This window comes from Candidatus Enterococcus ikei, from assembly GCF_017316105.1.
In the GTDB taxonomy this organism is placed as follows: Bacteria; Bacillota; Bacilli; order Lactobacillales; family Enterococcaceae; genus Enterococcus_L; species Enterococcus_L ikei.
The window spans coordinates 112,016-124,875 of sequence record NZ_JAFLWD010000003.1 but is presented as its reverse complement, the minus strand read 5'-3'; the positions used below and the strand labels follow the sequence as shown (position 1 = coordinate 124,875).

Here is a 12,860-nt window from a genome sequence, read left to right as displayed (position 1 = left end):
ATTGAAAAAAGCAAAGACAGACATTATCGAATGACAATTCATTCCGATCAAGGCTGGCATTACCAACATCACCAGTATGTCAGACGATTGAAGCAAGCAAAAGTATATCAGAGCATGTCACGAAAAGGAAACTGTTTAGACAATGCATTAATGGAAAATTTCTTTGGTTTGATGAAACAAGAAATGTATTATAGACGCATTTTTTCTAGCTTTGAGGAATTAAAACGAGCAGTTGAAAATTATATTGATTATTACAATCATCATCGAATAAAAGCAAAATTGACCGGTATGAGTCCAGTACAATACCGAATTCATACCAGTCAAGTAACAGGTTAATCTACGTACAACTTTTGGGGCGCACATCAAAACTAAAAATCAGTTTTATTTCAGGCTCTCGATTCAAATAAAAGTGACAAATACTTTTTCCCAAAGCTTTGCTGATTATGTAAATTTTACGATAATGTATCCTTCAATATCTTCTCACCATCTAGCGTGGCATACTCTTTCTTTGAAATACTATATATAAGCTTGAACTAATACATTTATTTTTTTATCTCTTGCTAGAGTATTCATTTTTGTCACCAATAACCCTGTATACGCTTCATAATCTGACATCATTCCAGTAATGCCAAAAATTAAGATCTTTTTATGTTCTGTTAAAATTGGTTCATTAGTTATTTTTCATACTTTTTCTTCCTTCTTTTTTCAAAAAGAGAGAATCAAAAAAAGAGAGCTTAGTATTCCCTAAAATCTTATCCGTCGAAATTTAGAAATACTTACTGAGTTTTACTAAGTATCTAGATCAGGATAACTTTTATTTCGTTCCCATTTTGAAACTGCCTGAGATGTGGCGTTTAGAAACTCCGCTAATTCCTTTTGAGCCATTTTTTGACTTCTACCAATTCTTATATTTTGTTTCCTATCTCCACTACAAGCATAGCCTCCTAGATTAGATTTGAGCAAACAGCTATTTTCTACTCCCGATAGTAAACGCTTGTATTTACAATGCAAGTAACACACTAAATATGAACATACTACATTTAGGAGGCAAATACAATGTCATTTATCTATATGCCAACAATGCGGATTCAAATGTGTGAAAATGATGAATAACGTGATGCTGGTTTAACCGAACCTAATACTCTAGAAATAATCAAGAACTTATCTTACGGACCTCATGGCATTGAAAATGCGTTTGATATCTATTATCCAAAAGGCACCAACAAGTGTCTTCCAACAATCATCAATATTCATGGTGGCGAGTTCTTTTATGGAGATAAAGAGCTTTATCGTTTTTATACCATGTATTTAGCAACACAAGGATTTACTGTAGTGAACTTCACTTATCGTTTAGCTCCAGAGCATCAATACCCTGCCCCGTTAGAAGATACAAATGCTTTGATGAATTGGTTGATTAAACACGGGAAAGAATATCATGTTGATCTGGATCAACTATTTTTAATTGGTGACAGCGCTGGCGCTCAACTGGTAGAACAATACGCAACGCTAACTAGTAATTCAGTATATGCTCAAGAATTTCCATTTGAGATTCCAGCCGTTCATTTTAAAGCCGTTGCTATGAACTGCGGTGCCTATTTCATTGATCAAAACAGTGCCATCAATCAAGGATTTCCATTTTATTTTGGCAAAACAGTGACGCCGACACTTAAAAGACAATTTCCCGTTGAAAATTACATCACTGCTGAGTTCCAACCAGCTTTTGTTGTAACGGCTACTCAAGATTTTCTAAAAGATGTTGCTCAGCCGTTAGCAGATTTGTTAAAAGAAAAAAGAATTGAATCCGAGTATCATCATTACGAAAATTCAGATAATTCTGAATTAGGACGTGTCTTTCATTTAAACCAAAGAAGTGACATCGCTAAGCTGTGTAATGATGAGAAACATGTTTTTTTCAAAGGTGTTCTTTAAGATATATGAACATTTACTCTGCTTACTATTTAAACTTACGCTTTTCTAAATACTTCAAATTTATCAAGAGCCTTATATCAGCCATTTTATAAATGAAATGAAGAGACTGGGACATAACTCTATGAGTCGCATCTCAGCCTCAAGGAATCCTAATAGACGATGGGATCAGAAGTAAATTCCTCTGATTTCTCGAAGTTAAATACTTCTGTCCCAACCTCTTACTCATACTTATAAAACGTCACTTGGTTGCAATTCTCTGCTTGAGAGGCAGTCTTATTTTTTGACAAAGCAACCATAAAAATCTTTTTTTACGGTGTTGCACTTACCTGCCATAAAATCGTTGCCTTATAGTCACCTTTTTGAATAATCTCATTAGAATAGATATTCAATTGTAACCCTGTAGCATTTGCATCCCAATTCTTACTAATATTGTATTCTCCTAATGGTGAAGCTGTCCCAGTTTCAATTGGCTGTGCTTCTCCTTCATATAACATTACCTTTGAGCCTTTGCTTGTTTTATACCATAGCGCTCTTGGAAGAACTTCACTTGGGCTTTCTTCACTTGTTAAAGGTTTTTCTAATGTTGCCGTCAGTGTCCAAGGTGTTTTCTTGTGCCGATTGTCGCCAATAATCAGCGGTGCATCGTATTTAGGTTGTTCTTCTTTGATGAATGATTTTGATAGATATTTATCCCCGAAAGTTAAGCTCGACGGGAATGATTCAATAAACAAACGACCACTAAATTTATACGCTATTGTTTGTACTTCATCTGTAACTTCAATAATCTCAGATGGTAGCGGTTCTAGCAATACATATTTTTTCTTTAATGTTTCGATCGTATCCTGAACTGTTTTTTCTTCTGCTAAATTAATTTTATTTCCTATTTCTTGCGTAAAAATTATATCTTTAGCTATTTTTGTAGATGGTGTTCCATCGTCTATAAAGGTAACAATTACTTGTGATTCCGTTACTATTTGTGTTTTGGTAGGTGGATCTGTTGAAATGTCCATCGTACCATCTACTAGATAGTCTGCTTTAAGGTTCACTGTTTGGCTTATAAGATTGCCTACTGGTGTAGAAACAATTGTTGCATCAAACTCAATGATTGACTCATGATTATAAGCGATCCCCTCTGCTGGCGGTGTTGCAGTTATTTTGCGACTTATTTGATCATAAGTAACTGAAGCATTAGAAATCTCTACATTATCTTTCGTTTTCCAGGTAAAGTTTGTCGGATTTTCTAGATTCGTATCTAGTAACTCCATAATATTTAGTGAACGATAGTTTCTAGTTGAATGGTACCTAAAGATATATTCAACTGGTGAGGTTGCATTGAATATCACAGGATAGCTTTCTATTCCATCACTTAGCGCATAGCCTGGTATAAGTTTTGCTTTTACAGAATAGTTTGGAAGATAATTATCTCTGCCTAGATAGATTTCATCAACTGAAATTGATTGATTATTTTCATCTACATATCGGACTTTCTTTTGAACTAGATTGTCCATCGTCGCTTTAAACCCACTTAATTTAATCACAATATCATCGTCAGCAACTGTTCCTGTTGCATTTGAAGAGACTGTTACGCCAGAATTATCAAAACCTTCAATAGCTGGTATCTCGCTGAAATCATAACTCGTTCCTTTTTTCCAGTCGTGGATACTATCTGTACTGATCTTTTGCCCCTGATCATTAAAATATTCAATGGATATTATACTTGATCCCAAATCTTTAGCGGCTTCTTGAACAGAGCCAACATCAATTTTGTAATGTAACTTTTCACCCGGTTGAGCTTTGGCTTTATCTACTGATTGTTCAAGTGTTACCTCAGGCACTATTTTCTCATACACATACTCTACATTCTGTTCTGAATTTGAAAAAGTTAATTCACGATCAACTAATTGAGGCATTTTTAAATTATATCCTTCAATATTTGGTGCACTAAAGTTGATTTTCTCTCCTAAAAATCCTAATTTAGTTTGCGAAGCTTGTAAGCTTTTTCCATCTTCATTTTTGTAGTGTATAGTGGCTTTTTTCAAATTTATATGTCCAAAAGCAATATTTGATTCCACTTTTTTTAGTACACCAGCATCTGCTCCACCACTATTGGTATAATTTAGGTTCATCTGGAAAGGGATGGTCAGCTGTCCGGTTGCGTTATTCTGGTACTTCTTATATGCATTACTCGTTTTATTAAGCTTAGTTTTAATATTAACACGCAACTGCTCTGTTTTATTAACTAACGTAGCTGTATACTCCGGCTTAGCTAAAACTGTAAATTTTTGTGGGTTTTTAGAATTTGTTACTATAAAAAAACTTGTTGATATATTCTGATCATCTTTATTAAAAATCTGAATATCTGAATTAGTAAATGTCAGACTATCATCAATAGTCCCCTCAATAGCAAGTGTTAGTAGATTTCCTAGCGATGAACGATATGGTATTGATTGAACCAGTGATGTTGTAATCACTTCATCCTCTAAGTTTCCATCAGTATCTGCAATAAGATTAGGTGCTTCTAACTCAAACATTGCTTCTGGTACCTCTAATTGCGATATATTGATCGCTGTACCGCCAGTATAATACTGGATATCAAGAGAATCCAAATTGCTATATCCTATGGTGAAAAATCGTGTAAAATCATCGTCAGCCACATTTACATTCTCTGGTGAAATCATTGTTACCTGTTCAGAGGTGAAATTAGCTGGATCTGTCAAAATTCCATTGTCACTTCTCGCTGCAATATAGTCAAACTGTCCACTACCACTAGGTGTTACTTTCATCCATTCGGTATAATCAATATCATTAAAGGTCACATGCCCTGAACCCATTTTAACTGGCTCTCCACTCTCGTGATCAATAAAACTCATCCTAAAGATAGGCTCAGTATTCTTTGAACTTGCTACAGCAAACGCTAGATGGACTGTCCCTCCACCTGTTGGCACAGTTCTTGATACTCCTACCGAAATTGTTTCAGTTGTGGATTTCACAGGACCTACATCCACATATTCTAATTTAAGATCAATCCAACGACCATTTTTGATTCCCATATAGGTACCAAGTAAATAATACCCAACGTCTGTTTGTTTAAGAGTATCCATTGGTGGCCAAGATCCGGGCTTTATAAGTTCTTCGGCTCTTCCAGGTTTTTTCCTATATAACTCTGTTAAAGAAGTGATTTTTGGCTGAAAAGAATACATATTAGGAAAACTTTCTGCTACACCAGGAGTCATAGATTTATACAAATCTGGTTTTGTCGGTCCAAAAGTAGCGAGCGATACACTTGGTTTTGTCCCCCATTCTTTTCTAGTCTCAGGTTTTAATGGCGAGGCTTTTTCTAGTTTATTATCAGACGCATCTTTTACTACAGATGTTTCTTTCACTGGTTCTTCCTTCGCCTTGATACTATTATTGTTTGAAAAAACTCCACAGCTTATCAATAGAAGGGCGCTTGCTAAACCACTCCATAATAATTTTTTCACTTTTTTTCTCCTTTCTTTATCGTTCTAAATTTCTCCATTTTATTAAAAAAAATGAAGTTTTTTATTTCAACTTTCAAATACTTTTAAAAAAGTTGTTAAAAAAAAACAATTCTTCGTTGGGGAAGCACGTCCTTATAATGTACCTTCTAAAAATCATTTCTCCCTATCATTATATTTTTTTATAATAAAACCAATGGGTACAATTAATAATAGAACGAGCACTATTACAATAAACCAATATTTAAATCCAGACTCCGATTCTTCAATTATTTGTTTATTGATCTGTTCTGCTTCAACTTTTGACAATGTAAAATTTTTCACCCAGGTCCAATTCCCACCATTTTCAGTTGTGATTTGAATATTGGCTGTGTACTCCCCAGAGTTTACCTTTTGATTATTTAATGGAATTGGAAGATTCATCATAGTATTGGGGGCCATTCGCATATCTTCTTTTTTTAGTTTAAATGAGCTCTTACTATTATCTTTTTCAGTAATTTGAATATTGGCTGCCATTTTTTCCACAAAAATACTTTCTGTATTTGAGATATTCGCAAAGACCATGTAACTGCCATCCTTTAATTTCAGTGATACATTATTTAATTTAAGTTTAGGTTTTATTTTTTGAACATCTGATTCGCTAAGTAGTACACCAATTAAAAAAGCAAATTTGTTCACTATCGCCCCTTGCGTCTTTTGAGTCTGCTTGGTTTTCACAACTGGTTTCAGCTGGATTCCACCTGCAACATACCCTTCAAAAGATGCTATTGGACTATTGATCACAAAAGTAACAATCTCACTACTTTTTGATGGTACCCTGACTTCTTTAGGTCCACTCATAATTTCTGCTAGATCATACTTTAGCGAAGGATCTTTTTTTAAATTGTTTGGTCCATATTCAATTACACCATTTCCATTTGTTTTTGCACTATTTAATTCAATATCTACTTTGATAGCTTGATCCGATGTATTGTTTAATTTCAGCTTAACTTCTTGCTTTTCTCCTGGGTTCATTAAAAGATCATAATAGCCAAGTTTTTTATCTTGTTGATTTTCAGGTAATATAAGCTCATAAGAAAAATATTTAATTGCATCTACTATACTCTCCTTAGCATTCCCTATAACTGGATGAGACAATATGAAAAATAGGGAAAACGCCATAATATAAAATATTTTGTTTTTCATTGGTACAAAACCTCTTACTGACATTTCTGCTTTTTTAATGAACAACTTATAACAATAACTCTCTACACAATCTATATTTATACTTTTTTATTTGTGTTTTTTTTAATTATCGTGTTTTATTTAACTAAATCATCTAAAGTCCAAGTTACATAACCTGTAAATGACTCACCTGCTGCGCTATCTGCTTGTGCATCTGTTACAACTAATTTTGTATCTTTAATTAGTGTTGCAACTCCGCCTTTAACATCATTCGCTGCTTTTTTCTCTAAAATCACTTGACTCGATGCATTACCAGCTTCTAGTGTTATAGCTTTTGAAGTTCCATTACCAAGTGTGATTCCAGCATTTGGATCCAAAGCGCCTAATGCGCCTGGAGCATCTGGTTTGTTTACTTTATAATCATTATCTTCGTTCAAATCAGTAGGATCATTCGTGATCTTATAAGATTGAGCGTCACCTAAATTAAATGTTAATTTAGAAGCTAATGTTTTAGCGCCATCTGTCGATTTTAAATCAGACATTTTTGCAGTTAATGACCATGGAGTTGGTGTTGTTTTTCTATCGTCATTCACAACTAAATATTGGTCACCCTTTACAGTATTACTGAATGTTGCTGAGTTCCCCACAGCTCTTTGTTCACCAAATTGGAATGTTGATGGTTTCCATACAAGAGATAAGTTATCTTTGTAAGGTTTGTTCTCACCTGGAATTGTTGGATCGTCAGATTTAAAACTTACTCCTACGTCTGTTTTATCATCAAATGATTTTGCATCTGCTGAAGTAGCAAATAACATAAATGCTGCTGATGACAATAAAGTAATCATTAGTGTTTTTTTCATTTTTATACCATCCTTAGTTTTGATTGTATAAATATAGATTGGTGACAGTTATTGTTATAAGTTGTTCATTTCATCATTGTAAAAGTTCTATTTGGTCTCTCAATAGGACAAACAGATAGGCAATCAAACCTAAGCTAGTGAGTGTAATAAAAAGTAAAGCGAAATTTAAACTTAAACTTTGCTTTTTTTTTCTCAATCGCTTAATCAGAAAAACATCTCTAGATAATGTCATTAGAAAAAGTACTAACGAAAGAATGGTAATGCCACCTAATATGAACATCCATAAATAATCAATCATTTGTTATATTCACTCCCATGATAATTTCAACATAATATTTTTTAAACTATAAACGCCAACAAAAACAATGATGATAGAAAAACCAAGGAGAGTCCAAATTAGAGAAGTAATCAAATCACCGGTTGATGGTAATTTTCCAGTACTTTTTATTTGAGTATCTCCAACAAGCAATGTTGGCTCCTTAATAATAGGAGGTTCCGGTTTTAACGGAGCACCTTGTAAAAATGTAATACTTAAATTTGTTTGATCCATTTTACTAGCAGCCTCTACCTTATCCCCGTATAAAATGCCACAGCTGATAATCAGAAAAAATAGTAGTACAACATATTTTTTCACCTAAATTACTTCCTTTCCTTTTTCTTCTTTTTTCGTTTTTTTCGTCTGTTCTTCCACAATGCCTCCATTTTTTTTCTTCTATTAAGAAGCAATAAAGTAATAGATCCTAGCAAAACCAATAATAAAATTGCGCCAATTTTGATCCATGTTGGTGTAATAATTTTGAAACTACTTTCCTCATTCATCTTTTTCGCTTGTTCCCCACTGATCGTAAATTCTTTTTCAAATTTCCAATCAGAATACCCATTACTCGCATTCATGACTAATGTATACGTCCCAGCTTTGACGGTTCCCGTTCCCCAATCTATCTCAAATTCAAAACGACTGTTAGGAGCTAATGAATAATTATCTACCTTTTTTTTCTTCAGTACAGCTTGCTTGTCTTTTTCTTTTACTTCGGCCGTTATCTCTAAATCAGAAAGAATCTTCGGTTCAGGATTTTGTAACGTTGCCAAAATCATTTTTTTACCACGCTTGATTGTCGATTTTGCATCCAATAAGTTCAGCGTTTTTGAATCTCTATAATCATCACCTGTTTCCGAAATTATTAACCCTATTCGGTAAGCGAATTTACTTGATACCTGTTCGTCACTTTCAGAATCATCAATTTCAAAAACTAAAGCACCCATTTTCACACCTGAATAATTTTCTTTTGGTGGCACAAGTTTAAAGGTTGTTTCTTTTTCTTCATAATTCCCCACTGTTAAACTTGGTGTTTCAACTTTTGTAATCGCTGAGATTGGTTCAAGAAGTGTGGAATCTAATTTTTGTTTATCTTCTGTGTATTCGATCGTCCCGTTATCACCAGTAAAAGCATCTGTCACATATACTTTTATTTTAACGGGTTCTTCTTGAGTACTTTTGACCTTTACAGTCAACAACTGTTCTTCTCTTGGAACGGTTTGGATATAAAAATAGCTTTTTTCTGGATCAATTTGTTTCCCATTTAGCTCTGCTAAAACTGTATAGCCTAAATTGGATGACTCATCTTTCGCTAAAACTTGTTTAGGATAAAAAAGAAGAAACAAACTAACAAACAAAGTTCCATATAAAAATTTATTTGTTTTCATCTAAATTTTGATTACTCCTTACTGTTAAAGTTTTAAATACTATTTATTGTTTCTACATAAATCTCTACATAATACTTATTATCTTCATCTAGATAAATCTCATCATCTAGAGTATATCTCGCCTCTTTCCATTTACTAAAAAATGTATTTATCTCTATTTGAGCTTCTGCCTTCGTTTCAAAGGGCCCCTTGATTTCAATAATCTCTCCCTCTTCATAATCAAATTTCTCTTTAGTAGAACTTAATTTTGATAAAATAAAGATGATATAAACTAAACTCGCAGCTAAAATCAGTATAGTCGCAAAGATGAAGCCACATAAATTAATGAGTAAAGACAAACAACACAGCAAGTTCAAATATAAAAATAACAAGAGAATTTTATGTTTTTGTTGCTCTTTTTTATTTACAAAGTATAATAAACAGTTGAAAAAGAGCGTATATGTTATCAAAAGAAAACTTAGAATAAAATAGATAAAAACCTCATTCCAATTATTATTTAAAAAAGATAACATCTGAATAAATAGTGATAACCGTTTGTCTATATAAAAATAGGATGTTTGATAAAAAGAGTAAAATTTGAATAAATAGATCCCCCACATTCCAGCAATGATTCCTTCTATAAGATAGACATAGCCTAGCTTTACTTTTTTATTGGCTATTTCGCTCATTATCGACTCCAACCCCTTTTATTTTTCAGTTTTCTTAGAAAACCATTATCTTTTTTTATTATTCCTTAGGCGATTTCCCTTAATATTCTCTGGCTTGATCATGTAGCCCTTTGAACGCACGGTTTTTATAAAATCTGCTCCTACACCATTTCGTTCTAACTTTTCTCGTACGTGAAAGACGATATTAGCCACACGATAATTTTCTTTTTGATATGGGACTTGCCAAAGTTTCTCATGGATTTCTTTATAGCTAAATGCTCTCCCAGGATGACTATACAATAATTCAAACATCCGATACTCTAACCTAGTCAACTCTATTTCTATACCTTCCTCTCCCATAAACACGATTAAACTGTGATTTTTAGGATTTATTTCTATATTTTCTCTTTCGTTATCCATCTGATTGGTGGTTTTTCTTTCTCCAATCACATCTCTTTGTGTTTTTTTCTTTTCATCTCGTCGAGATAAAAAATTTTTAAAATATAGAAGTATTTCATCTGGGAAGCTTTCTTGGTCAAAATTCCCATCAACTCCTAATTGTAGATAAATTTGACGATTGATCAGAGTTGATTTCCTTGACAAAACCCAAACGTAAGCATTCGTTTGTTGCTTGATTCGTAAAATAGTAGAGCAAACACTGCTAATTTCTCCTTCGTTTATTTCCTCAATCAATAGCCCATCATATGTATGAAGTTCTTCAAAATTCGGCACTTCTTTGAGATGATCAAGTTGACAATTCATTTTTTCAAATGCCTTATACACATTAGGTGTAGGCGTCATTGTAGATGCCAATATCCCTATACGATACATGTCAGGTCCCTTCCCATTCTTTCATTCGATTTATTTTATGTTTCTAGTTGGCTGTTCTTATCGTTTCTTTTGTAAAAATTCCATTTATCTATTAAAATGAAAAATAATATTTCCAAACTAATCTTACCTGTTTCAACTAAGAACAGGTAAGGAACAGCGGTTCCTTGGTAGCTTACGATCCTCAAGAAAAACGACGGCTATCCTGACGGTGAATAGAAAAACAGGTAAAAAAAAAGGCGCCTTCAGCTCCCCGTTTAGAAAAGAAAAAACAGCACTTTAAATAACATTAGTTATATTCAATTCGCAGTCTAAACCCCAGAGACAAATTAAAACTAAACTTTAACTCGGGGTTTCTATCCAAATAAAGAATTTTGACCTAAAAGCTCTACTAAAAAGCAGAAACTTGATCGATTGCTTCTCTTTCTTGTGAAAGTAGAGAATGTGTATAGACGTCCAGCGTCATTTTTATAGAACGGTGTCCTAATAAAGAACTGATTGTCGCAATATTCACTCCTGCCTCTAAACAACGCGTCGCAAAGGTGTGCCGTAGAGTATGAAAGGTCACATCTGACAAACCTGCCGCTTTACTCATTTGTTTAAATTGATAACGGATTACTCTAGGCTCAACACTTTTTTCTGTATTGCTTAAAATATAGGCATCTTCTGAAGAATTTTTTTGTTGCGAAAACAGATGATACAAACATTTAGACAAGGGGATCACTCGGTTAGAAGACACGGTTTTAGGTAAACCTTCTACTATTTTACTTTTTCCATTATTATCTGTTAATCGTTGTAATGTACGTCTTACATGGACTTCTCGTCTTTTCCAATCAACATCAGACCATTTCAGCCCGCTAATTTCACCTATCCTCATTCCAGTTTCTAGTGCAATTAATACTGCGAGTCCATTGGTAGCCGAATTTGCTATTTGTTTTAGACGTTTTTGTTCCCCCTTAGATAAGGCTTTTGAAGATCGTTTTCCTATTTTAGGTAAGCGAAGAGTATCAGCCGGATTTTTAGCAATCAATTCTTTTTCTTGCGCTGCACATAAACAAGTACGGAAGACACGAAAAACTGCGTGAACAGAAGCATCCGAAAGCTTAGCTTCTAACTGCTCACATAAAGATTGAACCTCTTCTTTTTTTAGCTCAGTTAATTTTGTTTCTCCAAGATAAGGTAGCACGTGAACAGATAATTTACTTTTATAACTTACATAAGTACTTAATTTAACAGTTGGTAATACAAGTGTTTCCAACCAATAAACAACCCAATCCTGAACAGTTCCACTATAAGAATAAATACTCTGTTCTTTATAATAGGGAAGTTGAGATTTTATTAGTGTTAATTTTTGTTTGACCTCACAATATTTTTTTCCATAAACATACCCATAGTGAATCGATCCATTTAATTTTCTTCCTTTAATATAGCGACCTTCCCAGCGACCATCTTTTCGTTTATAGATATTTTCTCCTCTTCTTGACATTCATTTTCCCTACTTTCAATTGACGGCGGATTTGACGGCGAATAGAATAGTCTTCTTTTTGCGCCTTTTACTCTTCTTAAAATTAGATTTCATCTTGGTTTTAGTCATTTTTTTATTTTAAATATAAACAATAGAAATACGTTATCTATTAAATAAAAACAGTTTGAAAAGGATGAAAAACGTGTTGACATCTCAATAAACAACAGTTATCATAATTAGAGAAAGCAATTTAAGTTTAATAATTTTAAAGCAGTCTACCTGTTCTTAGTTGAAACAGGTAATTTTTTTTACCCAAATCATGCCCGCGGACGATTTATTCAATTCTTCACAATTTAAGATTTTAAAAAAATTGAATAGTAATTCACATAATTCGATTCTTCTGTTTTCTCTATTAATAAATAATTACCTTAGTAATATGAAAACATTCTTGGTCATATTACAAAACTCATTGAAACAATTTTTTTGATGCCAATCGAGTTTATTTACGATAACATCTTTAGTTTCAAAACATATAATCCCTCAAAAAACACTTATATATACACCTACTCTTTTATTTTTATTATGATGGTATTTTATCCATTCATCGTTATTTTTATGATATGAGAAATAAATAAAATGGTAGTTCTAATAATAGTATATGTTTTTTATTTTTTTTATTAAAAAAAGTCTTTTTTTTGGACAAAAATATGGAATAAAGGCTCCCAGACCTTTACAAACAAAGGCATTAGGATTGTATCGAAAAAAACATTAAATAACCCCAAAA

The 12,860-nt window shown here is 33.1% G+C and carries 12 protein-coding genes; 2 read left to right on the top strand and 10 right to left on the bottom strand.

Features of this window, described 5'->3' with window-relative positions; all coding sequences use genetic code 11:
• Positions 1–336: IS3 family transposase (locus JZO69_RS01595; protein ID WP_207111161.1), on the top strand; the 336-nt coding region annotated here is incomplete at its 5' end.
• A 453-nt stretch (positions 337–789) separates the two neighbouring features.
• Here the strand turns inward: JZO69_RS01595 and JZO69_RS16575 are convergent.
• On the bottom strand, positions 790–885 hold the full coding sequence (locus tag JZO69_RS16575) for a helix-turn-helix domain-containing protein (RefSeq protein WP_242586475.1): 96 nt from the start codon (positions 883–885) through the stop codon (positions 790–792).
• Between the two features lie 264 nt (positions 886–1,149).
• Between JZO69_RS16575 and JZO69_RS01585 the strand changes: the two genes are divergently transcribed.
• A complete protein-coding gene (locus JZO69_RS01585; RefSeq protein WP_347401562.1) occupies positions 1,150–1,929 on the top strand; it encodes an alpha/beta hydrolase in 780 nt (259 codons plus the stop codon).
• A 308-nt stretch (positions 1,930–2,237) separates the two neighbouring features.
• On the opposite strand, the gene JZO69_RS16800 is transcribed toward JZO69_RS01585, so the two are convergent.
• The 9 genes from JZO69_RS16800 to JZO69_RS01545 all read right to left on the bottom strand — a co-directional run bounded on the left by JZO69_RS16800 (position 2,238) and on the right by JZO69_RS01545 (position 12,097).
• Complete coding sequence (locus JZO69_RS16800) at positions 2,238–5,411, bottom strand: MucBP domain-containing protein (RefSeq protein WP_207111160.1); 3,174 nt, start codon at positions 5,409–5,411, stop codon at positions 2,238–2,240.
• Positions 5,412–5,564: 153 nt separating this feature from the next.
• Complete coding sequence (locus JZO69_RS01575) at positions 5,565–6,593, bottom strand: WxLIP family cell surface protein (protein ID WP_207111159.1); 1,029 nt, start codon at positions 6,591–6,593, stop codon at positions 5,565–5,567.
• A 116-nt stretch (positions 6,594–6,709) separates the two neighbouring features.
• Positions 6,710–7,432 carry a WxL domain-containing protein gene (locus JZO69_RS01570; protein ID WP_207111158.1) on the bottom strand — a complete coding sequence of 241 codons (723 nt, stop codon included), beginning with the start codon at positions 7,430–7,432 and terminating at the stop codon, positions 6,710–6,712.
• A gap of 73 nt (positions 7,433–7,505) precedes the next feature.
• A complete protein-coding gene (locus tag JZO69_RS16565) occupies positions 7,506–7,730 on the bottom strand; it encodes a hypothetical protein (protein WP_242586459.1) in 225 nt (74 codons plus the stop codon).
• Between the two features lie 9 nt (positions 7,731–7,739).
• On the bottom strand, positions 7,740–8,066 hold the full coding sequence (locus tag JZO69_RS01565; protein WP_207111157.1) for a hypothetical protein: 327 nt from the start codon (positions 8,064–8,066) through the stop codon (positions 7,740–7,742).
• A gap of 5 nt (positions 8,067–8,071) precedes the next feature.
• A complete protein-coding gene (locus JZO69_RS01560) occupies positions 8,072–9,136 on the bottom strand; it encodes a WxLIP family cell surface protein (RefSeq protein ID WP_207111156.1) in 1,065 nt (354 codons plus the stop codon).
• Positions 9,137–9,168: 32 nt separating this feature from the next.
• Complete coding sequence (locus JZO69_RS01555; RefSeq protein ID WP_207111155.1) at positions 9,169–9,804, bottom strand: hypothetical protein; 636 nt, start codon at positions 9,802–9,804, stop codon at positions 9,169–9,171.
• A 45-nt stretch (positions 9,805–9,849) separates the two neighbouring features.
• Complete coding sequence (locus JZO69_RS01550) at positions 9,850–10,614, bottom strand: winged helix-turn-helix domain-containing protein (protein ID WP_207111154.1); 765 nt, start codon at positions 10,612–10,614, stop codon at positions 9,850–9,852.
• Positions 10,615–11,002: 388 nt separating this feature from the next.
• Positions 11,003–12,097, bottom strand: a complete 1,095-nt coding sequence (locus JZO69_RS01545; RefSeq protein WP_207111153.1) for a tyrosine-type recombinase/integrase — start codon at positions 12,095–12,097, stop codon at positions 11,003–11,005.
• Between the last annotated feature and the right edge of the window lie 763 nt (positions 12,098–12,860).

What these genes read in the sequence shown, in the direction of transcription:
- JZO69_RS01575 (WP_207111159.1), bottom strand. Translation starts at nt 6,593, where the DNA reads ATGAAAAACAAAATATTTTATATTATGGCGTTTTCCCTATTTTTCATA.
- JZO69_RS16565 (WP_242586459.1), bottom strand. Translation starts at nt 7,730, where the DNA reads ATGATTGATTATTTATGGATGTTCATATTAGGTGGCATTACCATTCTT.
- JZO69_RS16575 (WP_242586475.1), bottom strand. Translation starts at nt 885, where the DNA reads ATGGCTCAAAAGGAATTAGCGGAGTTTCTAAACGCCACATCTCAGGCA.
- JZO69_RS01555 (WP_207111155.1), bottom strand. Translation starts at nt 9,804, where the DNA reads ATGAGCGAAATAGCCAATAAAAAAGTAAAGCTAGGCTATGTCTATCTT.
- JZO69_RS01545 (WP_207111153.1), bottom strand. Translation starts at nt 12,097, where the DNA reads ATGTCAAGAAGAGGAGAAAATATCTATAAACGAAAAGATGGTCGCTGG.
- JZO69_RS01560 (WP_207111156.1), bottom strand. Translation starts at nt 9,136, where the DNA reads ATGAAAACAAATAAATTTTTATATGGAACTTTGTTTGTTAGTTTGTTT.
- JZO69_RS01570 (WP_207111158.1), bottom strand. Translation starts at nt 7,432, where the DNA reads ATGAAAAAAACACTAATGATTACTTTATTGTCATCAGCAGCATTTATG.
- JZO69_RS01550 (WP_207111154.1), bottom strand. Translation starts at nt 10,614, where the DNA reads ATGTATCGTATAGGGATATTGGCATCTACAATGACGCCTACACCTAAT.